Below are 24,562 nucleotides of genomic sequence, written 5' to 3'. Positions count from 1 at the left end.
AGCCTGGAGGTTAACCATGGAAGAAAAGTCAAACACTGGCAGGCGCGTGGTCGGCGGGGTCGATACCCACAAGGACCTTCATGTCGCGTCTGTTGTTGATGAGCGTGACCAGGTCCTCGGGACGCAGAGTTTCGCCACCACGCGGCAAGGCTATCGGCAGATGGTGCAATGGATGAGCTCATTGGGCGATGTCTTGCGGGTGGGGGTTGAATCGACCGGCACTTATGGCGCTGGTCTGCTGCGCCATCTTCAAGCTGCCGGGATCGAAGTCCTGGAGGTCACTTCGCCAGATAAACAGGATCGCCGTCGCCGTGGAAAGGACGACGACCTGGACGCTGAGAATGCAGCGCACGCCGCATTTGCCGGCAAGCGCACCGTTACCCCCAAAACGCGAGATGGGATGATCGAATCCCTCAGAGTCCTTAAGGTCTGCCGCAAGACGGCCATCGCGGCGCGCAAGGTGGCCTTGCAGCTCATTCAGAATACGATCATCTGCGCGCCTGATGAACTGCGCGAGCCGCTGCGAAATATGACGCGCATGCAACTGATCAGGACGCTGGCCGCCTGGCGACCCGATCTGTCGGACTATCGCCGTGTCGCATCTACCTACCGGATCGGCCTCAAGTCGCTGGGTCGGCGCTATCTTGAGCTGCACGATGAGATTGCCGACCTGGACGTGATGATCGGCGCCATCGTCCAAGAGCTGGCCCCAAATCTTCTGGCGTGCAACTCGATTGGAAAGGAGTCGGCTGCCCAACTCCTGCTGACCGCTGGCGACAATTCTGAACGAATCAACTCTGAAGCGAGCTTCGCCGCGCTGTGCGGCGTCAGCCCGGTGCCGGCCTCGTCTGGCAAGGTCACGCGTCATCGCCTAAATCGCGGCGGCGATCGAGCCGCGAACAGCGCATTGCACATCATTGCCATTGGACGGCTTCGCACTGATCCGCGTTCGCAGGCCTATGTCGCCCGCCGAGTCGCTGAAGGTCACTCCAAGCTGGAGGCGATCCGTTGCCTCAAACGCTTCATTGCTCGGGAGGTATTTGGCCTGATCCGTCAACGCGCAAAAGAAATTGCGCAATCTCAAATTGCCGCTTGACAAACAGAAGGGCGTCAGGGGCAGCCAGTACGCCAGCGGCGCCTTCAGGGACGCGCTCAAAGAGTACGGCATCACAAGTTCCATGAGCCGGCGTGGCAGCTGTTGGGATAATGCCTGCAGCGAAACGCTGATCGGCTCGCTGCGGGTCGAGCGCTTGCACGGGCAACGCTTCGTGACCCGGCGCCAAGCCAAGGATGAAACTATCGCGTGGCTGCTCTGGTACAACAAAGTCCGGCTTCATTCAACGCTGGCATATGTCAGCCCGATGCAATTCGAAAGCGAATGGCTTGCCAGGCAAGCCAACTCATGAGCTCGGTTATGGGATACGGAATCCAGGGGCAAGGTCAGACCCAGGCCAGTAAAACAATGTGGGAGGTGCCCGCAAAGGTGCAGTAAGGCCCGCAGGCTGTCGCAACAAACCGCACCTGAGAAAATAGCCGGCCTGAAACGCAAAACCTGCTGCAATGGCGATTGGCGCTGATGAACACTACTCGTGCACCGATGCGGTTACACGTTGATGCTGCCCGCACCTTGATGCCCTACCTTCACGCAAGGCCTAGCTGATGCAAGCGCCAGCAGATTGCGCATGACAAGATTCACTAACGGTAAGTTGGCTTAAACATCCAAAAACTTAGAACGTGAGCTAACCTGATGGAAGTCTTGTTACAATTTGAATTGTAAACACTATTATTGTTTCAATATGGAAATCGAATGATTGCTTCTAGCTTCAAATTTTTTGCGTTGGGTCTTGCCTTAATCATTGTTGGATGTGCGACACGGCCAGAAAGCATATCTGCGTCTTTCGTCTCCCATGAAAAATACATGGGTCAGACTTGCTCGCAACTTACCGATAGCATGGCAGACGCTCGGACAAAGTTAACGGATTATTCAAAGCAACAAGACAACAAAGCCAACCTTGATGCGGCAACTGTCTTTTTGGTTTTAATCCCTGCCAGCAAGTTGTCAGGCGACCATGCAGGCGATGTAGCCAAATACAAGGGTGAGGTTGAAGCTATAGAAACAGCGCAAATCAAAAGCAACTGCAAAAAAGTAACAATGAAATGACTGCACAAAATACGTTTGCAAAGTAGCGAAGAACCCGCCGCGAGCGGGTTTTCCTTCGTCTGGTGCAGGACTCAATTTCTGGAATCGTCTTACATCCACTCTTACATACCCGCCAAAGAAAAAGGGTTCATTGCTATTTTCATAGCAATGAACCCTTATCTAATTTGGTGCCGGAGAGATGAATCGAACACCCGACCTTCTCATTACGAATGAGCTGCTCTACCGACTGAGCTACACCGGCTTTAGCCTCTGATTATAGCCCGGAGTGGTAGCCGGTAACCCGTTCTACTTCATTTTTAGAGCCCAGGATCACGCTAATACGTTCGTGCAGTTTGGTTGGCTTGATGTCGAGAATGCGCTGCTTGCCGTTCGTGGCAGCGCCGCCTGCCTGCTCAATGAGCCAGCTCATTGGGTTGGCTTCGTACATCAGGCGCAGCTTGCCGGCTTTTTCCGGTTCGCGCTTGTCCCACGGGTATAAAAATACGCCGCCCCTGCACAGGATGCGGTGCACGTCGGCGACCATGGAGGCAATCCAGCGCATGTTGAAGTCTTTGCCGCGCGGGCCTTCCTTGCCTTGCAAACATTCGTCGATGTAGCGTTTGACCGGCTCGTCCCAGTGCCGCATGTTGCTCATGTTAATGGCGAATTCCTGCGTATTTTCAGGAATCTTCACGTTTTCCTCGGTCAGCAGGAACGAGCCCTGTTCGCGGTCCAGCGTGAACATGGCGACGCCGTCGCCCACAGTCAGCACCAAGGTGGTCTGTGGACCATAGACGCAATAACCGGCCGCCACCTGGCTCGAGCCGGCCTGCAGGAAATCGCTTTCCTCAACACCATGGTTGCCCTCGGCCTTTTTCAGCACACTGAAAATGGTGCCGATACTGACATTGACATCGATATTGCTGGAGCCGTCGAGCGGGTCAAACATCAGCAGGTATTCACCCTGCGGGTAGCGGTTGGGCACGACGTAGATGCTGTCCATTTCTTCCGAGGCCATGGCGGCCAGGTGACCGCCCCATTCGTTCGCCTCGATCAGCACTTCGTTGGCGATGATGTCTAGCTTTTTCTGAATCTCGCCCTGTACGTTTTCACTGCCTGCCGTGCCCATCACGTCGCCCAGTGCACCTTTGTTGACGGCCTGGCTGATGCCTTTACAGGCGCGGGCCACCACTTCGATTAGCAGGCGCAACTCAGGCGGAATGTGTCCGTCGAGGCGCTGCTGCTCGACCAGGTAGCGGGTGAGGGAAATGTTTTTGGGCATCAGGAACTCCGTTGACAGGGTAGGGGGTTGGGTCATTGCATCGCACGCCGGCTCAATGGCCCAAGGCGCGTGTGACCACTTCGTGCGTGTCCTTGCTCAGGTCGGTGCGGGCGGCAACTCGGGCAATCGCCTGCTGTGCCTGGCTGCGGTAGGGTTCGGCCAGCTTGCTCCAGCGGTCCAGCGCGCGAGCCAGCCGGGCGGCGACCTGCGGGTTGATGGCGTCGAGTTCGATGACGCGTTCGCACCAGAAGGTGTAGCCGGCGCCGTCAAGCCGGTGAAAACCAGCCGGGTTGCCCTGACAGAAGGTGCTGACCACGCTGCGCACGCGGTTCGGGTTTTTCAGGCTGAAGTCAGCATGCTTCATGAGTTGCCTGACGGCCGGAAGGATATTGCCGCCATGGTCGGGCGCGCCAGTCTGCAGGCTGAACCATTTGTCGATGACCAGTGGCTCGCCCCTGAACATGGCATGGAACAGGGCCAGTGCCTGGGCCGCCAGCGCATGGCTGCTTGACACCAAAGCCGCCAGCGCGTTGAAGCGGTCGGTCATGTTGCCGGCGTCCTTGAAGCGCTGCAGCGTCTTGCCCGGCCAAACGGTGTCGCCACTTTCCCGCGCGGCCAGGCACAGGTGCGTCAATGCCATGCCGGCCAACGCGCGCCGGCCGCTCGACACCGGGTCGGGCGTGTAGGCACCGGTGTCGTGGTTCGCTTCGTATGCCGCTTCCCAGTCGGCTTGCAGTGCAGTGGCTAGCTGCTGGCGCATGGCTTCGCGCACGGCATGGATGTGCTGCGGATCAACCACGTCGATTTGCTCGGCCAGGTAGGTTTCCGACGGCAGCGTCAGCACCAGGTCCTTGAAGGCTGAATCGAGCGATGGATGGCGCAATACCTTGCGCATGGCGTCAAGATAAGCATCATTTAGCACGTTTGCGCATGATGCGCCTGTACTTATCGCTATGGATTTAATAGCGATAACGGCTTGGTTGACAGCCAGGCGCTGGCCGGCTTCCCAGCGGTTGAAAGGGTCGCTGTCATGCGCCAGCAGGTGCAGCAGCTGGGCGTCGGTGTAGGCAAATTCCAGCACCACCGGTGCGGTGAAGCCGCGCAGGATAGACGGCACCGGTTCGGCGTCGATGTTGACGAAGGTGAAGCTTTCGTGCTCCTGCGTCAGCACAACGGTGCGCGTGCCTTTAGCCGGAACGCTTTCGCCGTCCAGTTGCAGCGGCACATCCTGGCCGTCCGCGCCGAGAAGGCCCAGGCTGACCGGAATCACGAACGGTTCCTTGGCCGGCTGGCCTGGCGTGGGCGCACAACTTTGCGCCAGCGTGAGCGTGTAACTGCGCGCGGCGGCGTCGTACACGCCTTGCGCTTGCAGCCGTGGCGTTCCGGCCTGGGCGTACCAGCGCTTGAACTGCGGCAGCAGCCGCGCCAGATCGGATTCCGGGTTGGCGTCGGCAATCGACTGCGCAAAATCGTCGCAGGTCACCGCCTGGCCGTCGTGGCGCCCGAAATACAGCGTCATGCCCCTGGCGAAGCCCTCACGACCGACCAACGTCTGCATCATGCGGACGACTTCGGCGCCTTTTTCGTAGATGGTGACGGTGTAGAAGTTGCTGATCTCGATGTAGCTGTCAGGCCGCACCGGGTGCGCCATTGGGCCGGCGTCTTCGGGGAACTGGGCGGTGCGCAGCACCCGAACGTCCTCGATGCGCTTGACGGCGCGGGCCGAAGGTGCGGCGCACAAGTCCTGCGAGAACTCCTGGTCGCGAAACACCGTCAGGCCTTCTTTCAGGCTGAGCTGGAACCAGTCGCGGCAGGTGATGCGGTTGCCGGTCCAGTTGTGAAAATATTCGTGGCCGACGACGCTTTCGATGTTCGAGAAATCAACGTCGGTGGCGGTGGCCTGGTTCGCCAGCACGTACTTGGTGTTGAAGATGTTCAGGCCCTTGTTTTCCATCGCGCCCATGTTGAAGTCGCTGGTGGCAACGATCATGAAGCGCTCCAGGTCAAGCTTCAAGCCAAAGCGCGCTTCGTCCCAGGCGACCGAATGCATCAGCGACACCATGGCGTGCTCGGTCTTGTCCAGGTCGCCTGGCCGCACATAGACCTGCAGCAAATGGTCCTTGCCGGCGCGCGTGGTGATGCGCTGCTCGCGCGCCACCAATTGACCGGCCACCAAGGCAAACAGGTAACTGGGCTTGCGGTGCGGATCGACCCATTTGGCGAAATGCCGCTCGCCGTTCGGGCCGTTGTCGAGCGGCCCGTGCGCCACCAGGTTGCCGTTGGACAGCAGCACCGGGTATTTCGCCTTGTCGGCCCGCAGCGTGACGGTGTAGCTCGCCATCACGTCCGGGCGGTCGAGAAAATAGGTGATGCGCCGGAAACCCTCGGCTTCGCACTGCGTGAAGAACGAGTCGTTGCTGACGTACAGGCCCATCAGCTTGGTGTTTTTGGACGGGCAGGTGGTGGTGAAGATTTCCAGCTCGAACGCGTCGGGCAGGTCGCATAGCACCAGCTGGCCGCCTTCCATCTTGAACGACGTTCCCTGGCCATTGACCTGAACCCGCGACAGGTTGAGTTCCTCGCCGTCCAGCCGCAGCGGCTGCGCAGGCACCTCGGGGTTGCGGCGCAGCGTCATCTTGTTGAGTACGCGCGTTTTGACCGGGTCCAGGTCAAAGCACAGATCGACCGTGTCGATCCAGTAGGCCGGCGCGCGGTAGTCGGCGCGGTTGATGACCACGGCGGCGCCGGGTCCTGTTCCGTCAAGCATTTGCAGCATGGGGGGTTCCTCAAAAATCCAGAAATTCAAAACGGGCGGCCGAAACTGCCATCAGACGCCTTGCTTCAGCGACGCCTCGATAAACTGATCCAGGTCGCCGTCAAGCACCTTTTGCGTCGCCGAGGTTTCGTAGTTGGTACGCAAGTCCTTGATGCGGCTGTTGTCCAGCACATAGCTGCGGATCTGGTGGCCCCAGCCCACGTCGGTCTTGGTGTCCTCGAGCTTTTGCTGCGCTTCCTGCTGCTTGCGCAACTCGAAGTCATACAGCCGCGAGCGCAGGCGCTTCCAGGCGACATCGCGGTTGCCGTGTTGCGAGCGGCCTTCTTGGCACTGCACAACGATGCCGGTCGGGATGTGCGTGAGGCGCACGGCCGAATCGGTCTTGTTGATATGCTGGCCGCCGGCGCCGCTGGCGCGGTAGGTGTCGGTGCGAACGTCTGCCGGGTTGATGTCGATCTCGATTGAATCGTCAATCTCGGGATAGACAAACACCGACGCAAACGACGTGTGGCGTCCGCCCGACGAGTCGAACGGCGACTTGCGCACCAGCCGGTGCACGCCGGTTTCGGTGCGCAGCAGGCCAAAGGCATACTCGCCCTCGATCTTGATGGTCGCGCCCTTGATGCCGGCGGTGTCGCCTGCGGACTCGTCTTCGATCGTGGTCTTGAACCCCTTGCGCTCGGCGTACTTCAGGTACTGGCGCAGCAGCATGCTGGCCCAGTCGCAGGCTTCGGTGCCACCGGCGCCGGACTGGATGTCGAGAAAACAATTGAGCGGATCGGCCGGGTTGTTGAACATCCGGCGGAATTCCATCTTCTCGACTTCTATGGCCACCTTGGCGGCTTCGCCCTCAATGGCACGCATGCCGGTTTCGTCGTTGTCGTCCTTCGACATTTCGAACAGCTCGGTGTTGTCGGAAAGTTCCTGCTCCAGCCGGTCCAGGATCAGCACCACGTCTTCGAGCGATTTTTTCTCACGGCCGAGTTCCTGCGCGCGCTTCGGGTTGTCCCAGACTTTGGGGTCTTCAAGTGCGGCGTTGACTTCGTTCAGTTTTCGGGCTTTGGCAGGGTAGTCAAAGATACCCCCTGAGTTCAGTCACCCGATTGCTCAGGTCCTCGATCTGGTTGGAAATGGTGTTGATGTGTTCTGCGTCCATGGGGAAAAGTCCTGTCGTTGTCTGAATTCAATCGGCCATTTTCTCATGCTCCCTGGCCATGCGCCGCGTGACCGCTCGAGCACCTGCGCGGGGGCAGTTCACGGGCGCGCGGTGGCAGGCACGGTCAGCGGCAGCATGACGCTGAACAGCGAGCCTTCGCCTTCCTGGCTTTTCACGTTGATGGTTCCGCCGTGCGCTTGCACCAGTTGCCGGGTGATGTACAGCCCCAGTCCCAGGCCGCTCGTGCTGTCGTCCTGACCCACTGCCCGCTCGAACGGGTCAAAAATGCGCTGCTGGTCCTGAACGGGTATTCCCTTTCCCTGGTCGCGAACCTGGATGGCCACGCTGCCTCCCAGCAGCACCACGCTGACTTCCACCGGCTTGCCGTTGCCATAGCGCAGCGCATTCGTCAGCAGGTTGGTCACCACCTGCTCAATCCTGAATTCATCCCAGCAACCGGTCACCGGCTGGTCGGCATGCAAGGTAATGGCGCTGCCTGCGGCCTGTGCCTGAAGGTTCAGGTTGCCCACCACGCGGCCCAACATGGCTTGCAGGTCGAACAGGGCGGGGCGAATCGACAGGTGGTTGCTGCGGATGCGCGTGACATCGAGCATGTCGTCGATCAGGCGCACCATGCTCTGCACCTGGCGCTGGTCGCGCGTGACCATTTTTTCAAGGTAGGCAGCATCAAAAACGGCAATCTTGCCGCGGTCCAGCAGCATTTTTCGCATCTGGACATCCATGAAGAGCGTGTTCAGCGGCGTTCGCAGTTCATGCGCCACCACGGACATGAATTCGTCACGCAGCTTCAAGGCTTTTTCCAGCGCCATCTGCGTGGTCTGCAGGTTCGCCAGCAGGGCTTCCTGCTCTTGCCGGCTTTTTTCAAGCGCCAGCACCTGGCGCCGGGTTTCCAGGCGCTGCCGGTACATCAGGGCAAATACATTCACTTTGGACTGGACCGCCTGCACATCGAGCGGCTTGTACAAAAAGTCCACCGCGCCGCTTTCGTAGCCCTTGAAGGCGAAGTTCGACTCCTTGCCAGCCGCCGTGACAAAAACGATCGGGATGTGGCGCGTTTTTTCGGTGCCGCGCATCAGTTCGGCCAGCTCAAATCCGTTCATGCCCGGCATTTGCACATCCAGGATGGCCAGCGCAAATTCATGGCTCAAGAGCAAAGCCAGCGCTTCCTCGCCGCTGGACGCCTGAAAAATCGTCCGGCCTTCCAGGCGGATGACGGCCTCAAGCGCCAGCAGGTTGTCGGGCAGGTCGTCAACGATCAGGACGTTGACGTTGTTGTCGTTCAGCATGAATTCTTTCCCATTTCCAGCAGCAGGCTGTGGATGCTTTTCAAATCAAGAATCAGATCGGGCTGGCGCAGGCGGATGGCCGCTTCAGGCATCGCCGGCATGCGCGCTTCAGCAGGGTCTTGCACCACGCTCAGGCCCCCTTGTCGGCCAATTTTATCCAGCCCCCGGGCACCGTCCGAATTGGCGCCGGTCAGCAAGATTCCGGCGAGACCCGGGCCGTAGGCGTCGGCGGCCGATTCCATCAGCACATCGATCGAGGGGCGCGAAAAATGCACATGCCCCTCGCAGCTCAGGGACAGCGAATGGTCAGTTTCGACCAGCAGATGGTAGCCCGATGGCGCAAAGTAAAGCGTCCCCGGCGTCAAGGTTTCCTTGTCCGCTGCTTCCCGCGCCTGCAGGGAGCTGCGCCGCCCGAAAATTTCTGCCAGCTGGCTGTGACGGCTTTCGGGCAGGTGCAACACCACCACGAGCGGCAAACCAAAACTGGCTGGCAGTCCGGGCAGTATCTCCATCAGCGCATCAACGCCGCCGGCCGAAGCACCGATCACCACCGCCTTGATGCGCAGCAATTTCGCCTGAATGATCTCGTTCATCACGCCAGCCCCGGCCGCTTGCGAAAAATCCGCTCGGCGCGTGCCAGTGGCTCGAAGCGGGTGGCATAGCTGGAAAAATCAATGCTTTCCTTTCTGCCCAGGCCCAGGAAACCGCGATGTCCCAGCGATTCGTGAAACAGTCCAAAGGCGCGGTCCTGCAATTTTTTGTTGAAATAGATCAGTACGTTGCGGCACAGCACCAGCTGGGTTTCCGAAAACACGCTGTCCGTGGCCAGGCTGTGGTCGGCAAAGACGATATTGGCTGCCAGCGACTTGTCGAAAATGGCGGCTGCGTAGGCCGCGGTGTAATAGTCGGCAAAGGCCTGCTTGCCGCCGGACTGCTGGTAGTTAGCGGTAAAGCCGCGGATGCTGCTCAGTGCAAAGATGCCTTGCCGCGCCTTGTCCAAAGACGCAGGATTGATGTCGGTGGCATAGATCAGCGAACGCTCCAGCAAGCCTTCTTCCCGCAGCAAAATGGCCAGCGAATACACCTCTTCCCCGGTGCTGCATCCGGCAATCCACACCTTGATGGACGCGTAGGTGCGCAGGTGCGGCACCACTTGCTGGCGCAAAGCCAGAAAAAAAGACGGATCGCGAAACATTTCACTGACCGGTATGGTCAGGTACTGGAGCACCTGCTGGAACACCCCGGGGTCGTGCACCACCCGGGACTGCAGTTCGGGAATACTCGGGCAGGCCAGTTGCGTCAGTGCATAGAGCACGCGGCGTTTTTGCGAGGCGGCGGAATAGTCGCGGAAGTCGTAGCTGTACTTCAAATAAATCGCCTCCGTCAGGCGTTTGAGCTCGAGGTCGGTCGTGGTGACCTGAAATGCATTGCCGGCTTCGGCCGCCTCGGCGATCGCTGCGGGTGGTGCTGCCAGGCTAATTTTTTTGGACATGGCTCAAATCCGCCCACCCGCAGGCATCCACACCCTGAGAAGGGAAAACAGCCGGTCCAGGTCGATAGGTTTGGCCAGGTAGTCGTTGGCGCCGGCTGCGAGGCACTGTTCCTGGTCGTCCTTCATGGCTTTGGCGGTCACCGCGATGATGGGCAGCTTTTGCAGGCGTGGATTCTGGCGGATGCGGCGCATGGCTTCAAGTCCGTCCATGCCCGGCATCATGATGTCCATCAACACCAGCTCGATGTCCCGGACTTCTTCGAGTCGTTCCAGCGCTTCAAAGCCGTTGCGGCCAATGTCGACGCAAAAGCCCCTTTGCTCCAGCGCACTGGTCAGCGAAAAAATGTTGCGCACGTCGTCGTCGACCAGCAGGATTTTGCGGCCCTCGAACACCTCGTCGCGGCTGCGGGCGGTTTTCAGAAGTTGCTGCTGTTCGGCGGACAGGCTGGACTCGACCTTGTGCAGAAACAGTGTGACTTCATCGAGCAGGCGCTCGGGGGAATGCGCCCCCTTGATGATGATGGAGCGCGAGTATTTCAGCAGGTCGGCCTCTTCGGCGCGGCTCAGGCTGCGGCCGGTGTAGACGATAACCGGCGGAAACGAGCAGATATCGTCCGACGACATGCGCCTGAGCAGTTCATTGCCCTGCATGTCGGGCAGCTTGAGGTCCACGATCATGCAGTCGAAGATGGTGCTGGCCAGCAGCGCCAGCGCCTCGGCGCCGGTCCGCACGGCGGTGATGTTGACTTCGTCGTCGGCAATCAGCCGCATCACGCTTTCACGCTGCAGTTCATCGTCTTCCACCAGCAGCACGCGCTTGAGCTTTTGCGTCAGCTTGTTTTCCAGGGTGGTGAAAACCTCTTTGAGCTGTTCGCGGCTCGACGGCTTGACGGCATAACCCACCGCGCCCAGCAGCAGGGCGGCTTCGCGGTGGTCCTGCCCGGACACCACATGCACCGGAATATGGCGTGTTTTCGGATTTTCCTTGAAGCGCTGCAGCACCGACAGGCCCGAGCGGTCCGGCAGTCCCATGTCCAGCAGTACCGCATCGGGCAGGAACTCTTCGGCCAGCAAGAACCCGTCTTCACCGCTGTGCGCCACCAGGCAGTTGAAACCCAGTTCGTGCGCCAGATCGTACAAAATGCGGGCGAAGACCGCGTCGTCCTCAATCACCAGCACCACCCGGCCCTTGCCGTGCATCAAACGGTCATCGGCAAAAGCGGGCAACGCAGGCGGCGATGGGAGAGGTGGCGTTGACTGGGCCGGCGCCTGGCCAGCGGACTGAACGACAGGCTGAGCGGGGATTGGCGGCTGGTCAGGCGAATCGACAAGCGGCGCGGGCAGGGTGGCCGGCAGGTGCAGCGTGAAGGTGCTGCCTTGGCCGGAAACGCTTTGCACGGAAATCGAGCCGCCCAGCAGCAGGCTCAGGTCGCGTGAGATCGACAACCCCAGCCCGGTGCCACCGTAACGCCGGCTGGTGGTGCCGTCGGCTTGGCGGAAGGCTTCGAAAATAATGTCCTGCTGCTCCTGGCGGATGCCAATGCCCGAATCCTGCACCGCCAGCGCAATGCCGCCGGCGGCTTCGGGCGCCACCAGCAAACGCACAGCGCCGCTTTCGGTGAACTTGAGCGCATTCGACAGCAGGTTCTTTAAAATCTGCTCGACCCGCTGTCGGTCGGTCAGCAGGGCTGCCGGCGTGCCCGGTGCAATCTGCACTTCAAATATGAGGTTTTTCTGCCGGGCGAGCGGCTCGAAGCTGGTCTTGAGTGCATCGACCAGGGTGGCCAGCGTGACTTGTTCCGGCACCAGTTCGAGCTTGCCGGCTTCTACCTTGGAGATGTCCAGAATGTCATTGATCAGGTTCAACAGGTCGTTGCCCGCCGAATGGATCGACTGGGCAAACCGCACCTGCTCGTCGGTCAGGTTGCCTTTCGGATTTTCGGACAGCAGACGCGCGAGAATCAGCGAGCTGTTCAGCGGCGTGCGCAACTCATGCGACATGTTGGCCAGAAACTCGGACTTGTAGCGGCTGGCGCGCGTCAGTTCCTCGGCGCGCGCTTCCAGGTCGGCCTGCGCCTGGCGCAGCGCGGCATTTTTGTGGTCCAGTGACATGGCCTGCTCGGCCAGTTGCTCGTTGGTCTGCTCCAGTTCGGCCTGCTGGTTTTCCAGCGTCGCCTGCGACTGCAGCAGAATTTGCGACTGCTCCTGCAACTCTTCGTTTGCCGTGCGCAATTCTTCCTGCTGCACCTGCAGCTCTTCATTGAGCTGCTGCGTTTCGACCAGCGCATCCTGCAGGCGCTGGCGGTAGACCGCACCATGCAGCGCAGTGCCAACGGTGTGGGCCACCAGCCCCACCAGTTCCATGTCGCGCGGCTGCAGTTTTCGCAAAAAGGCCAGCTCGACCACGCCCGTCACCTGCGCATCGTGGTGCAGCGGCACCACGAGCACATGGCGCGGCGTGGCCTGCCCAAGTCCAGACGAAATTTTCAGGTAGTCGGGCGGTACATCGTCCAGCCGGATCATGCGATTTTCCAGCGCCGCCTGGCCCACCAGACCCTGCGTGCCGTAGAAAGTCTGCTCAATGGCCTCGCTTGCCGGGGTAAAGCCGTGGGCGGCCACGCGCCTGAGCGCGCCATCGCTGCCCTGGCTGTAAAGCGCAGCCACCGGGGCATCCAGGTAATGCGTCAGAAATGCCAGCGCGCTGCGTCCCAGCCGCGCCATGTCCGGCTGGCCCAGCATCTGTTCGGCCAGTCGCGTCTGGCCGCTGCGCAACCAAGCCTGCTGCTGGAGCTGGACGGCATGATCGGCCTGCTGCTTGAGCACTTCGTTGTAATTGACCGACAGGTCCAGCAGTTCGCGCCGTCCCCGAAACGCCAGCAGGCCGCTGACCCCCAGCGTGAACAGCAGGTAAGCCAGCACGCTCCAGATCGTGGTGCTGCGCGCCGCTTCATTGCGCTCCATCAGCAGCCGCTGTTCCCGGGTGATGAAGCCCGCCAGTTCTTGCCGAATCTCCTCTTTCAGGCGTTTGCCACGGCTGGTGCGCGCCAGGGCCACATAGTCCAGATTGCTGCGGCGCAGGGCAATCGCCTCCTTGGCAAACTCGTTCCATTGCTGCTGCAGGCCGATGATGTGCTGCAGTCGGGTCACCTGGAGCGGGTCGTCGCTGACCATGGCGGACAGTGACGCGACCTCGCTGTCAAAGCCGGAAATTGCCAACTCGTAGGGCTGCAGGAAGGATTCGTCGCCGGCCACCAGATAGCCGCGCATGCTTGATTCCATTTCCGAGTTCAGCCGAGCCACCTGGTTGGCGTTGCCAATGACCCGCTCGGAATGTTCCACCCCGTTCAAGACGGACAGCAGGTAGGCGATCAAGACCAGGAAAAGCACGGCGCTCAGGGCGCCGAGCCCCAGCGGAAAGCTGATGTTGCGGGACAGGATGCGGCGAAAGCTGTCCTGGCTGACGGGTTGGGAAGGATTCATGAACATCAGGCTTGGTGCCCGTGGGTGCAAAGCGTCAAGTTTGCCCTATGGCGCGGTCGTTTCAGGGCGAAACGGAGTCTTCTCAGCCAAAAAAGCCTTTTGCGCATGACTGGCGGGCGTGAATAGCTATTATTTAAGTAGCATGATGCGGTTGGCCCACGCAGCCTGCCTGGCCTCAGGCCAGGAAGGCTTCGATCAGCCCGGCCAGCACCTCGGGCTGGTCGTGGTGCAGCATGTGGCCCGCGTCTTCGACCACGGCCACCCGAGCGTCGGGCACGTGCTTGAGCCGTTCGTGGTATTCGCCGAGTGAATACTTGCCCTTCCACCACTGTGCCATCGAGTCACTTGACGCCTCGACCGCCAGCACCGGCGCGCTGATGCGCTGGTAGATCTCCTGCGCTTCATCGACCCGGTAGAGCTGTGCGCTCGGCACCTTGTGCGCCGGATTGCCCAGAATCCGCCATTGGCCCGATGCATCGGGCCGTGCCCAGTGGCTGGCGAGCCACAGTGCCTTGTCCTGGGTCAGCCGGGGGTTGGTCTTCATCAGGCGCTGCGCGACGCCGCCGACATCGTCATAGCTTTTCAGCGCCAGTTCGCCGCGCTGCACGCTTTTAACCCCGTCCATCCATTGCGCCAGCCGCCCGGCCGCCTGGCTGGGCCGGCTGGCCGGCAGGCCGAATCCTTCCAGGTTGACCAGCCGGCGAATACGCTCCGGCCGTACGCCGGCATACAGCATGGCCACATTGCCGCCCATGCTGTGGCCCACCAGGTCCACCGCCTGGCCGGGCGCGTAATGGTCGAGCAAACCGTCCAGGTCGGCCAGGTAGTCGGCAAACCAGTAGCTGTCGGCCTGCCAGCCGGAAGGGGAGAGGCCGGTCAGGCCAAAGCCGCGCCAGTCGGGCGCGATGATGGTGCGGCCAGCCGCAAAAGTATTGGAGAAGGCATCGACCATGAACTGGTAGGACGCCGCCACGTCCATCCAGCCATGCACTAAAAACAGCGGCGGTAGCGCCGGGGCTTGCCCGCGGCTCCACGTCAGCACATGGTGGTCGAGTCCGCGCATAGGGACAAACTCGCTGCGAAATAGTCGGTTTTCTTTGTACATTGGAGGCACATCATAAGGAGACACGCTTTGAACATCAGTCAAGACAGCGACATGCCCGGACACCAACCGGCGCAGGACCTGCCCGACCACTATGCGCAACTGCACGGCGGCTTTCGCTGGCAGGTGGATGAATTCTTCAACATCGCCGAGGTCTGTTGCAGCCGATGGGCGCGGGTTGAAAACGCCCCGCCAGATGCTACGCAAAGAATAGCTGTGCTTGCTCACCAGACAAGCGCAAAAGCCGTTTTTCATACTTATTTCGAGCTGAAGCAGGCGGCCGATGCGCTCAGCCATGGGCTGGCCGCGCTGGGCGTGCAGCGTGGCGACCGTGTTGCCATCGTGATGCCGCAGCGCTTCGAGACGGCCGTGGCCTATATGGCCGTGTTCCAGCTTGGCGCCGTCGCGATGCCGCTGTCGATGCTGTTCGGGCCTGAAGCGCTGGCCTTCCGGCTGCAGGACAGCGCGGCGGTGCTGGCGATTTGCGATGAAACCTCGATTGACAGCATGAAGGCCATCCGGGCCGAATGCCCGTCGCTGCGCACGCTGATGGCTGCCGGTGGCGCGGCGGGGCAGGGCGATGTGGACTACGCGCCGAGCCTGCAAGCGCAGCAGGGCGAATTCACCGCAGTCCACACCCGCGCTGACGACGCCGCCATCCTCATCTACACCAGCGGCACGACCGGCCAGCCCAAGGGCGCGCTGCTGGCGCACCGGGCTCTGATTGGCAACCTGCCCGGTTTCGTTTGCAGCCAGAACGGGTTTGGCTTTGACGGCATTGGCAATCAAGCATCTGATGCGGTGTTCTGGAGCCCGGCCGACTGGGCCTGGACCGGCGGGCTGATGGATGCACTGCTGCCGACGCTGTATTTCGGCCGGCCGATTGTGGCGTTCAACGGCCGCTTCAGCCCTGAACTTGCCTTCAGCCTGATGGCCGAACATGGTGTGACGCACAGTTTTTTGTTTCCAACCGCGCTGAAAGCCATGATGAAGGCCTTTGCGCGACCGCGCGAGCAGTTCACGCTGCGCTTGCAAGGCCTGATGAGCGCCGGCGAAGCGGTGGGTGACGCGGTGTTTGACTACTGCCGCGAGCAACTTGGCGTGACGGTCAACGAGATGTTCGGCCAGACCGAGATCAATTACGTGGTCGGCAACTGCCATGACGCGGCCGGTTCGCTGAATGTGCTGCCGACACAGGGCTTCGTGCCGCTTCAGCGCAGCCAGTCGGCAAAATTGTTTCCCGTGTTGGCGGCGCTGGGCGGGCGCGCCGGCTGGCCGGCCCGGCCGGGCAGCATGGGCAAGGCCTATCCGGGCCATCAGGTCAAGGTGATAGACGACGACGGCCAGGAGTGCCCGGTCGGCGTGCCGGGCGATGTGGCGGTCAACCGCTTTGACATCCACGGCGATGCGGACCCGATCTTTTTCCTGGGTTACTGGAAGAACGAAGCCGCCACGCGCGCCAAGTTCACCGGTGACTGGTGCCGCACCGGCGATCTGGCGCGGGTTGACGCCGACGGCTACCTTTGGTACGAAGGCCGGGCCGACGATGTGTTCAAGGCCGCCGGCTACCGCATCGGCCCCGGCGAAATTGAGAACTGTCTGGTCAAGCATCCAGCCGTGGCCAACGCCGCCGTGGTGCCCAAGCCCGACAGCGAGCGCGGTGCGGTGGTCAAGGCCTACGTCGTTCTTGCTCCTGATTCAATAGCTGCTCGGGCAGATGCAGCGGGCGCCATTGCCGAATTTGATCAAAAATTGGTGGCGGAACTGCAGGCCCATGTCAAAAACATGCTGGCGCCCTATGAATACCCGAAGGAAATCGAATTCATCGACGCGCTGCCAATGACCACCACCGGCAAGGTGCAGCGCCGCGTGCTGCGCTTGCAAGAGGAAGCGCGCTTCAAAAAGACTTGAGCGGCCTGCCATTTCCAGACGTGAAAAAAGCGCCCTGAGGCGCTTTTTTTTGAGTCAACCCGCCAGCCGGGGATTAACGTTGAGCCGGCTCGGCCACGTAGATCTCGACGCGACGGTTCCGGGCGCGGCCCTGCTCGCTGCTGTTGTCGGCAATGGCTTCACGCGAACCACGGCCATCGGTGGCAATACGCTGTGCGGCCACGCCACGGCCCACCAGGTAGTCACGCGCTGCGTTGGCGCGGTCAAACGACAGCGGGTTGTTGATGGCGTCAGAACCGGTGCTGTCGGTGTGGCCGATGATGGACACCGTGGTGATCTGGTTCTGGTTCAGGCTGGTCGCAAAATTTGTCAGCACCGGGGCAAAGTTGGACTTGATGGCCGAGCGGCCCACGTCAAACGACACGTCGCTTGGAATGTCCAGCTTCAGTCGGTTGTCCTGCGTCTGGCTCACGCCAATGCCGGTGCCGGCTGTCGCGCGTTCCATGGCGACTTTCTGGTCCTGCATTTTCTTGGACCAGATGTAGCCGCCACCCGCGCCGACTGCGCCGCCCAGCGCGGCGCCCTGCACCGCACCCCTGGAGCCGCCCGTGGCCGCGCCCAGCAATGCGCCCAGGCCGGCGCCGATACCCGCACCCTGTGCGGTGCCACGCTGGGTTTCACTCATGTTTGCGCAACCTGACAAGACCGCCAGGGACAGGGCTGCACAGGTAACGGTGGTGGTAAATGCTTTTCTCATGAAGGACTCCTCAAAAAATGAATGTTGCCTGATTAGAACAGCGCATCGAAACGTCAGAAGATCAATGCTAGACGTTTCAAGTGTATGAAAATGTCAGACAAATGCCCAGGTGCAGGTGCGTTGAAGCCACTTTTACTGCATTTAAACTAGCACTTTTCGGCTATTACCGCAAAGGCTGCCTGCTTTTTCAAACCGTTTACTCCAACCCATCTTTTTCATGAATAAAGTTCAACTCGGCGCAAGCGATTTGCAGGTCTCACCGGTCTGCCTGGGAACCATGACGTTTGGCGAACAGGTCGATGAAGCCACGTCCCACACTATTTTGGACCGTTCATTGGCGCGCGGCATCAATTTCCTGGACACCGCTGAAATGTATGCGGTGCCGGCGCGCGCTGAAACCTTTGGCGCCACCGAAACCATCATTGGCAACTGGCTGGCCCGGCATCCGGGCGTGCGCCGGCAACTGGTGCTGGCCACCAAGGTTGCCGGACCTTCGCGCAACATGCCCTGGATTCGCGAAGGCAAGGGCATGACGGCCGATGACATCACCGCGTCCTGCCATGCCAGTTTGAAGCGCTTGCAGACCGATGTGATCGACCTTTACCAGATCCACTGGCCCGAGCGCCATGTGCCGGGCCTTGGTGTGCCGTATTACCAACCGGCCCAGGAACGCAGCGCGACCACGCTGCATGAACAGCTTGATGCGCTGGGCCGGTTGGTGGCGCAAGGCAAGGTGCGCCATATTGGCCTGTCGAACGAATCGCCTTACGGCGTGCACGAGTTTGTCCGCCTGGCCGAGCAGCACAATCTGCCGCGCGTGGCCACGGTGCAAAACCCGTATTGTCTGGTCAACCGCACCGTGGAAAATGGTCTGGACGAAACCATGCACCGCCTTGGCGTGTCGCTGCTGGCGTATTCGCCGCTGGCTTTCGGCCTGTTGACCGGCAAGTACGACACGTCCGGAACCGAGGGCGCCAATGCGCCGCCAAACGCCCGCATCGCCCGGTATGAATCGGTGCGCAAGCAACGCTGGGGCCGTCCCGAATCGCTGGCCGCGGCGCGCCGCTACAACCAATTGGCGCGTGACAACGGCCTGAGCCCCACGCAACTGGCGCTGGCGTTTTGCTACACCAAGTGGCAGGTGGCCAGCACCATCATCGGGGTAACCTCGGTGGCGCAGCTTGATGAGGACCTGGATGCGCACGGCACGACGCTGAGTGCCGAAGTGCTGGCGGAAATCGACCGGATTCGCTGGGAAATACGGGACCCGGCACTGTAAACACCGTGTCTGTTCTGACTGCTGCTTAGACAAATCATGGCTAAAAAAGACCACGTCTGCGAGACACCGGCCACGCAATGGCTCAAAGCCAGCAATGTGGCGTTCACCGAGCATCCCTACGAATACCTGGCGCATGGCGGTGCGCAGCACAGCGCGCAGGTGCTGGGGTTTGACCCATTCACTGTGGTCAAGACACTGGTCATGCAGGACCAGGACGCCAAGCCCCTGCTGGTGCTGATGCACGGCAACCGCAAGGTCTCGACCAAGACCCTGGCACGCCAGATCGGTGCCAAGTCGGTCGAACCCTGCAAGCCCGAAGTCGCCAATCGCCACAGCGGCTACCTGGTGGGCGGCACCTCGCCTTTCGGTACACGCAAAACCATGCCGATTTACATCGAGGAAAGCATTCTGGGGCTGCCTGAAATCGCCATCAACGGCGGGCGGCGCGGCTATCTGGTGCGCATCGATCCACAAGTCTGCGTCACGCTGCTCGGTGCCAAACCGGTGCAATGCGCACTGGCTGAATAACAAATACAAGGAGACCTGACTTTGAACCACGCCTACTTTATCGGTGCGACGGTACTGGCCTATCTGCTCGGCTCGCTGTCGTTTGCCGTCATCGTCAGCCGCCTGTCCGGCCTGAATGACCCGCGCAGCTATGGCAGCAAAAACCCCGGTGCGACCAACGTGCTGCGTTCGGGCAACAAGGCGGCGGCGGTGGCCACGCTGCTGCTCGACGGCATGAAAGGCTGGCTGCCGGTGATGCTGGTCAAGTGGTTCGGCGCCGATTACGGTCTGGGCGACGGTACCGTGGCGGCGGTGGCGCTGGCGGCGTTCATCGGCCATTTGTACCCGGTGTTTTTCCAGTTCAAGGGCGGCAAGGGCGTGGCCACGGCGGCCGGCATTCTGCTGGGCGTCAACTGGGTGCTGGGTTTAGCCACGTTGGCCACTTTTGCCATCGTGGTGTTTTTCTCGCGCTATGTGTCGCTGGCCTCCATCGCCGCCGCCGTATTTGCGCCATTTTTCTACCTTCTGGGCGACCGGGCTGCCTGGAATGTCGACACCACCATCGTGCTGGCGCTGGTAGGAATTGGGGCGCTGCTGGTGTATCGCCACAAGCAAAACATCAGCAAGCTGATAAAGGGAACTGAGTCGCGGCTGGGAGCCTCTAAGCGCTCAGAAAAATAGCGGAAATTTGAATAAATTCAGCATCATCGATTTCAACGCTTTTAGATGTTCTGATTTGATAAAAATCATTAATGCTCAAATAAATATATTTTTTACAAATAAAACATATTTATTCAAAATTATCAAAATTTACTCATTTTTATGAGTTAATACGTAAGGTAAAAAAATTAACTTTATGTGTCGCCGCTGCTGATGCCGCGCGTATGAAAAGGCTTTAAGGACTGGCAACGATCCGATAAGGCATTTCCAGCCGTTGTCAACAAAGGATCACATTGAATGCCAGCCCACTCAGACCCCGGATTCCACGACATAAACGCCTAGGCGCACAGTCGTCGACCCAAGCCGGTCAGGTATCCCGGGGCTTTACCCTGCTGGAGTTGATGGTGGTCCTGGCTATCGTCGCCGTCCTCACTACGCTGGCGGTTCCCTCGTTCACCCGGCTGGTCCAGTCGAACACGATGTCCAGCAACGTCAACACGTTCATGGCCGACCTGCGCTATGCGCGCAGTGAGGCTACGCGGCGTGGTGGTGGCGTCGTGATGTGCCGAAGCGATGCACCCGAGGCCGTTCATCCCGTGTGCGACACCACTTCCGGGCCGGGTGGACATGGGTGGATCAGTGGCTGGATTGTTTACCTTGACGCCAACAATGACGGTGTCATTGACGCTGGCGACCTGCTGCGCATACAGTCGCCCATTGCCAAGATGGACTCCATCACCGAAAACGGCGGCGACGCATCAAGTATCTTTCGCTTCACGGCCACCGGACGCCTTTTCAATGTGGCTTCGGCCACGTCGCTGCAGTTTGGCGGCAGCGCCTATGCCCCTGATGTGCAGCGTGTCTTGTGTGTCAACCCCGGCGGGCGCGCCCGGATTGCCGGCAACGGGGCGGCGTCTTGCGGCGCCGACAGCGGATGAAGCCCGTCCGTTGTCGCCGCCAGCGTCAAGGCGGAGCTTTGCTAATCGAGGTGTTGGTCGCCATGCTGCTGCTGTCGTTTGGCATGCTGGCACTTGGGGCCATGCTGTCTTTTTCGGTGCAAATGCCCAAGCTGTCGGGTTATCGTTCGGCCGCCGTCAACTTGGCAAGCAGTCATATCGACCGCATGCGCGCCAACCCGGGTGCATTTGACCGTTATAAAACGCCCCTGCATGAAACAGCCTGGTCGTTCGAAAAAATCGAGTCCATAGACTGCCAATACCCCAACTGCAACGAAGCCACTTTGGCTGCCATGGACGACGCCGCCACCCGGCAAGCAGTCCGCAATGCGCTGCCTGCCGGCGACCTGCTTGTCACGTGCGGCGACACCACACCGTGCAATAAAGACTCGCATGGCAATTTGTGGATCGTCTGGCAGGACGCTTCCACGCATGAAAATCTTGACACCTCATCCTGGGACAACTGTCCGGCCGAGGCCACGAAGATTTATACCCAGCCCAAGCCGCGCTGTCTGTATGTGAGCTTCAAGCTATGAAAAGCCATCGCCATCTACACGCCTCGCGTTACCGCAAGGGCTTTTCGCTGATCGAGCTGATGCTTGCCATGGCCATCGGCCTGGTGATTGCCGCGGCGTCCTTTTCGGTCTATCTGGCGGCTTCGGGAACCAGCCGGATGGCCGAAGCGCAAGGCCGCATGAATGAAGACGCGCAGGCGGCGCTGAGCATTTTGACCCAGCAATTGCGCATGGCAGGAAGCAACCCCAATCAATCAGACCGCATCAATGATGCCAGTCGCCGCAACCCTGTTTATGGCGCCACCAGCTATCCAACCGGTGCCTACACCATGAGCAATTTCATCCTTCGTGGCTGTGACGGAAAGTTCAAGCCTACCGCAGGGTCAGGGCCTGAACGTCTTGACAACTTGGTCTGTGACGACCAGGTTGCCGAGCCCGATTCCCTTGCGGTCAGTTATGAAGCGGATCGCTTCAACACCATTCCCACGGCCTTGGGCGACCTTCCAAGCGACTGCCTTGGAAGCAGATTGAGCACGATCGTTGCGACGCTCCCGGCGCCTGGGGTTACGGTTCCCAAGGACTTTTCCTACGCCGTGGCAGTCAACCGGTTTTATGTGGATGTTTCCACCGCCCAAGTGCCCAGCCTGTACTGCAAGGGCAGCGGTCTCAATGACGACGGCAGCGCCAGCACGCCAAAACCGCTGGTCGAGAACATCGAGGATATTCAGCTCAGTTACGGCGCAGTAAAGGCTTCGACGGCCGCCGCTGATGTGGCGTCGGCTGTGATGGCCGGCTACTTGACGGCTCATGAAGTGGTGACCCAGGTCAACATGGCCGCATTGGCCAATGACGCCGAGCGCTGGGCCAAGGTCGTCACGGTTCGAATTTGCATCCTGGCACGCAGCGAAACAGCGGTTGTGTCCGACGCCGCGTCGGCACGCTACCTGAAGTGCGACGGGACGCTCGAAACCAACCCGCCAGACCTTCGGTTGCGGCGCGCTTACTTCGCCACAGTGGTCTTGAGGAACCGGCGGTCTCCATCATGACTGGCACGCGCTTTTTCAGTGCGAATGCTTGCCGTACAGCGAAAAAAAGGCATGCTCCAACGTCTGGATTCCCACGGCGCCAGGAAGGCGTGGTGCTGGTCATTGCCCTGATCCTGCTGGTGCTGATGTCGCTGCTGGCCGTGAGCAGCGTGCGAAATGCCGGTTCATCGGAAAGCGTCGCGGGCAACGTGCGAACCACCGAGCTGGCCACCCAGGCCGCTGACATAGCCTTGCGGCATTGCGAGGCTTCGGTTTTGATGCTTAAGGGCGGAACTGCCTACACCACCACTTTTGCGAATGTGAATATCCTGGCGGCCCAGGACCCGCCAAAGTGGAAGGACATGTCGCACGAGACCGGCTGGGACAGCAGTGCGAGCACGGCCTATCCCTTGTTACTGGCGTCAGTCAACCCGCCTGGCATGACCTATGACACCTACCAGCGTCCCCCTGAATGCATGGTCGAGAAACAGGCTGCCGTGACGACAGGCACATCGACTTTTTATGTCGTCACTGCACGCGGATTTGGCCCTGAAGTGGCGAAAGCCGATGCCGCGCGCAGTCGTCCGGCGGGCAGCGAGGTCTGGCTGCAGTCACATATTGAAATTCAATAGCCAAAATAAATGCTGCATGACTGATATTCACGCAGTGCCGGCATACCCACATCGTTACTTGCCATTAAGGGCAGACAGGAAGTTCATCATGATCAAGCACTTGAAGGCTTTTGAGTCCCTCACGGCCCACGAGGACTTGGCGGGACATTTCGGCGCTGGTTTACAGCGATCCACAGGACGGTTCAAGGATTGCTGGCTCAGGGTTGCCCGAGTGCGTTCATGGATGTCGGTGTTGGCGCTGCCTTTGTTGTTGCTGGCCGGGCTGCCTGCACAGGCAGCGAATTACACCTTTCCGGACGGTAAATTGCCTTCAAGTTGCACTGCGCAGCTTTTCAAGCCCAGCAGCTTCACCTGCCGGACGCTCACGCTTGGAGAAGGCGACACGATCAGCATTTCATCGCCCGTCACCATCATGGTGCTTGGCGCGCTCACGACAAGCGCTTCCAGCCGCATCAACGCAACGGGCTCATCCAACCTGACTCTGGTGGTTATTGGGGTAACGACCTTGGGCAAGGGCACACTAGTCAAGGCAGACCTGAGCAGCCCGCTTGGTGCGATCACCCTCGGGGAAGACAGCAGCTTCACCGGCACGATCGAGACCAGCATTGGTGCCATCAATGTGGAGAAAGGCAGCACCATCACAGGGTCAATCACCACGACTGCGGGAGCCGTGACCACATCCCCAGGCAGCTTGGTGAAAGGCGATATTGTCACCCAGGCAGGCGTCATCATGATTGGGGGGGAGGTAGACGGAAAGATTAACAGCCTGGGCAGCAGCCTGGCAGGCGCCGTGACGGTCAATGACGGCGGAGTCATCAACGGTTCCGTTGTGACTGGCGTCGGTGCCGTGCTGGTGGGGAGCAACTCAAGCATCAGCGGCTCCATTGTTACTGCCGCCGGTAGCGTCACGGTGGGGGTTGGTTCGAGTACAGGCGGCATCGCCACGAACGGCGGTGCCATCCTGGTAGGCCCTGACAGTAACGTGAGCGGCTCGCTGTGCAGTGGCACGGCAGGTGCCATTACTGTAGGGAACCGCACCACAGTCTCTGGTAATGTCACGAGCAAAAATATCGGTGTCGTCACCATTGGGGCCAATGCTCAGGTGGCCGGGGCAGTAACCGTTGTAAAGCACGGGGTCAAACTTATCTTTGATGGTGCGGTTGTTGGCGTATCTGAAAACAGCTCTCAATGTGCCGACGATGTTGTCGTCACGCCCCCAGTCCCAGATCCAAGCATCCAATCCCGCGAATGGCGCCAGATTTACATGCGCAAGCCTTAACTAAGCCGCTACAGGAAAAAACCGAGTGACCTCCAAATCCTCTCCCCGGGTCTCCGGCTTCACGTTGATTGAACTCATGGTCACCGTCCCCTTCGTCGCCGTGCTGGCCGCGATTGCCCTGCCTTCCTACGCAAGCTATGTTGCCCGGGCGAGGCGGGCCGATGCCAGAGGCCAACTGGTTCATGCAGCGCAGTTCATGCAGCGCTTTTATGCGGCCAATGACAGTTTCTCGAAGGATCGCGCTGGAAACGACGTAATCAACCAGGTTCCGGCAAGCCTGAAGCAGTCACCCTCGGACAGTCGTCCGGTGGGCCGCGAGGTCTGACT

21 protein-coding genes, 1 tRNA gene and 1 pseudogene are annotated in these 24,562 nt (G+C 60.2%); 13 read left to right on the top strand and 10 right to left on the bottom strand.

The window, feature by feature from the left end; all coding sequences use genetic code 11:
- The first annotated feature begins 16 nt into the window (after nt 1-16).
- The 3 genes and pseudogenes from H4V98_RS16325 (at nt 17) to H4V98_RS16315 (ending at nt 2,161) form a co-directional block, all read left to right on the top strand.
- Nucleotides 17-1,096, top strand: coding sequence for an IS110 family transposase (locus H4V98_RS16325; RefSeq protein ID WP_280757434.1), 1,080 nt, complete (start codon nt 17-19; stop codon nt 1,094-1,096).
- A gap of 16 nt (nt 1,097-1,112) precedes the next feature.
- A pseudogene (locus tag H4V98_RS16320) lies at nt 1,113-1,406 on the top strand (integrase core domain-containing protein); the annotation flags it as partial.
- Between the two features lie 401 nt (nt 1,407-1,807).
- Nucleotides 1,808-2,161 carry a hypothetical protein gene (locus H4V98_RS16315; RefSeq protein WP_196864605.1) on the top strand — a complete coding sequence of 118 codons (354 nt, stop codon included), beginning with the start codon at nt 1,808-1,810 and terminating at the stop codon, nt 2,159-2,161.
- A 165-nt stretch (nt 2,162-2,326) separates the two neighbouring features.
- On the opposite strand, the gene H4V98_RS16310 is transcribed toward H4V98_RS16315, so the two are convergent.
- The 9 genes from H4V98_RS16310 to H4V98_RS16270 all read right to left on the bottom strand — a co-directional run bounded on the left by H4V98_RS16310 (nt 2,327) and on the right by H4V98_RS16270 (nt 14,738).
- Nucleotides 2,327-2,402: transfer RNA gene (locus H4V98_RS16310), tRNA-Thr, on the bottom strand.
- Between the two features lie 12 nt (nt 2,403-2,414).
- Nucleotides 2,415-3,422, bottom strand: a complete 1,008-nt coding sequence (locus H4V98_RS16305) for a class 1 fructose-bisphosphatase (protein ID WP_196864604.1) — start codon at nt 3,420-3,422, stop codon at nt 2,415-2,417.
- Between the two features lie 52 nt (nt 3,423-3,474).
- Nucleotides 3,475-6,198, bottom strand: coding sequence for an aminopeptidase N (gene pepN / locus H4V98_RS16300; RefSeq protein WP_196864603.1), 2,724 nt, complete (start codon nt 6,196-6,198; stop codon nt 3,475-3,477).
- A 51-nt stretch (nt 6,199-6,249) separates the two neighbouring features.
- Nucleotides 6,250-7,354, bottom strand: a protein-coding gene (prfB, locus tag H4V98_RS16295) for a peptide chain release factor 2 (RefSeq protein WP_196864602.1) whose coding sequence is annotated in 2 segments (ribosomal slippage) — nt 6,250-7,272 and nt 7,274-7,354 — 1,104 coding nt in all. Because the reading frame shifts where the segments join, the coding sequence is not laid out codon by codon here.
- A gap of 98 nt (nt 7,355-7,452) precedes the next feature.
- A complete protein-coding gene (locus H4V98_RS16290; RefSeq protein WP_196864601.1) occupies nt 7,453-8,661 on the bottom strand; it encodes a hybrid sensor histidine kinase/response regulator in 1,209 nt (402 codons plus the stop codon).
- Entirely contained in the window at nt 8,655-9,254 is a 600-nt protein-coding gene (locus tag H4V98_RS16285; RefSeq protein WP_196864600.1) for a chemotaxis protein CheB, read from the bottom strand. Before H4V98_RS16285 ends, H4V98_RS16290 begins: the two co-directional genes overlap by 7 nt.
- Nucleotides 9,254-10,153, bottom strand: coding sequence for a CheR family methyltransferase (locus H4V98_RS16280; protein WP_196864599.1), 900 nt, complete (start codon nt 10,151-10,153; stop codon nt 9,254-9,256). Before H4V98_RS16280 ends, H4V98_RS16285 begins: the two co-directional genes overlap by 1 nt.
- A gap of 3 nt (nt 10,154-10,156) precedes the next feature.
- A complete protein-coding gene (locus H4V98_RS16275) occupies nt 10,157-13,633 on the bottom strand; it encodes a response regulator (protein WP_196864598.1) in 3,477 nt (1,158 codons plus the stop codon).
- 175 nt (nt 13,634-13,808) lie between these two features.
- Complete coding sequence (locus H4V98_RS16270) at nt 13,809-14,738, bottom strand: alpha/beta hydrolase (protein WP_196864597.1); 930 nt, start codon at nt 14,736-14,738, stop codon at nt 13,809-13,811.
- 51 nt (nt 14,739-14,789) lie between these two features.
- Between H4V98_RS16270 and H4V98_RS16265 the strand changes: the two genes are divergently transcribed.
- On the top strand, nt 14,790-16,646 hold the full coding sequence (locus H4V98_RS16265) for an AMP-binding protein (protein WP_196864609.1): 1,857 nt from the start codon (nt 14,790-14,792) through the stop codon (nt 16,644-16,646).
- Nucleotides 16,647-16,719: 73 nt separating this feature from the next.
- Here the strand turns inward: H4V98_RS16265 and H4V98_RS16260 are convergent, their stop codons facing one another.
- Nucleotides 16,720-17,382 (bottom strand): OmpA family protein, encoded by a 663-nt coding sequence (locus H4V98_RS16260; protein ID WP_196864596.1) that lies wholly within the window; start codon nt 17,380-17,382, stop codon nt 16,720-16,722.
- A gap of 217 nt (nt 17,383-17,599) precedes the next feature.
- On the opposite strand from H4V98_RS16260, the gene H4V98_RS16255 reads away from it, so the two are divergent.
- From H4V98_RS16255 to H4V98_RS16215, 9 genes are all read left to right on the top strand, one after another.
- Nucleotides 17,600-18,661, top strand: a complete 1,062-nt coding sequence (locus H4V98_RS16255; RefSeq protein ID WP_196864595.1) for an aldo/keto reductase — start codon at nt 17,600-17,602, stop codon at nt 18,659-18,661.
- 36 nt (nt 18,662-18,697) lie between these two features.
- Nucleotides 18,698-19,189, top strand: a complete 492-nt coding sequence (locus H4V98_RS16250) for an aminoacyl-tRNA deacylase (RefSeq protein ID WP_196864594.1) — start codon at nt 18,698-18,700, stop codon at nt 19,187-19,189.
- Nucleotides 19,190-19,210: 21 nt separating this feature from the next.
- Nucleotides 19,211-19,849: a glycerol-3-phosphate 1-O-acyltransferase PlsY gene (gene plsY / locus H4V98_RS16245; protein WP_196864593.1), complete on the top strand. Its 639-nt coding sequence runs from the start codon at nt 19,211-19,213 to the stop codon at nt 19,847-19,849.
- A 272-nt stretch (nt 19,850-20,121) separates the two neighbouring features.
- Nucleotides 20,122-20,766 (top strand): GspH/FimT family pseudopilin, encoded by a 645-nt coding sequence (locus tag H4V98_RS16240; protein WP_231376560.1) that lies wholly within the window; start codon nt 20,122-20,124, stop codon nt 20,764-20,766.
- A 38-nt stretch (nt 20,767-20,804) separates the two neighbouring features.
- Nucleotides 20,805-21,320 (top strand): type IV pilus modification protein PilV, encoded by a 516-nt coding sequence (pilV, locus tag H4V98_RS16235; protein ID WP_196864592.1) that lies wholly within the window; start codon nt 20,805-20,807, stop codon nt 21,318-21,320.
- On the top strand, nt 21,317-22,345 hold the full coding sequence (locus H4V98_RS16230) for a PilW family protein (RefSeq protein ID WP_196864607.1): 1,029 nt from the start codon (nt 21,317-21,319) through the stop codon (nt 22,343-22,345). Before pilV ends, H4V98_RS16230 begins: the two co-directional genes overlap by 4 nt.
- A 92-nt stretch (nt 22,346-22,437) precedes the next feature.
- Nucleotides 22,438-22,956: a PilX N-terminal domain-containing pilus assembly protein gene (locus H4V98_RS16225; protein ID WP_196864591.1), complete on the top strand. Its 519-nt coding sequence runs from the start codon at nt 22,438-22,440 to the stop codon at nt 22,954-22,956.
- Nucleotides 22,957-23,044: 88 nt separating this feature from the next.
- Entirely contained in the window at nt 23,045-24,235 is a 1,191-nt protein-coding gene (locus H4V98_RS16220; protein ID WP_196864590.1) for a hypothetical protein, read from the top strand.
- A gap of 25 nt (nt 24,236-24,260) precedes the next feature.
- A complete protein-coding gene (locus tag H4V98_RS16215) occupies nt 24,261-24,560 on the top strand; it encodes a type IV pilin protein (protein ID WP_196864589.1) in 300 nt (99 codons plus the stop codon).
- The last annotated feature ends 2 nt before the right edge of the window (nt 24,561-24,562 follow it).

This window comes from Polaromonas sp. CG_23.6 (genome assembly GCF_029892315.1).
Classification (GTDB): Bacteria; Pseudomonadota; Gammaproteobacteria; order Burkholderiales; family Burkholderiaceae_C; genus Polaromonas.
The sequence above is the reverse complement of the archived record's forward strand: the minus strand, read 5'-3'. Positions and strand labels throughout refer to the sequence as shown.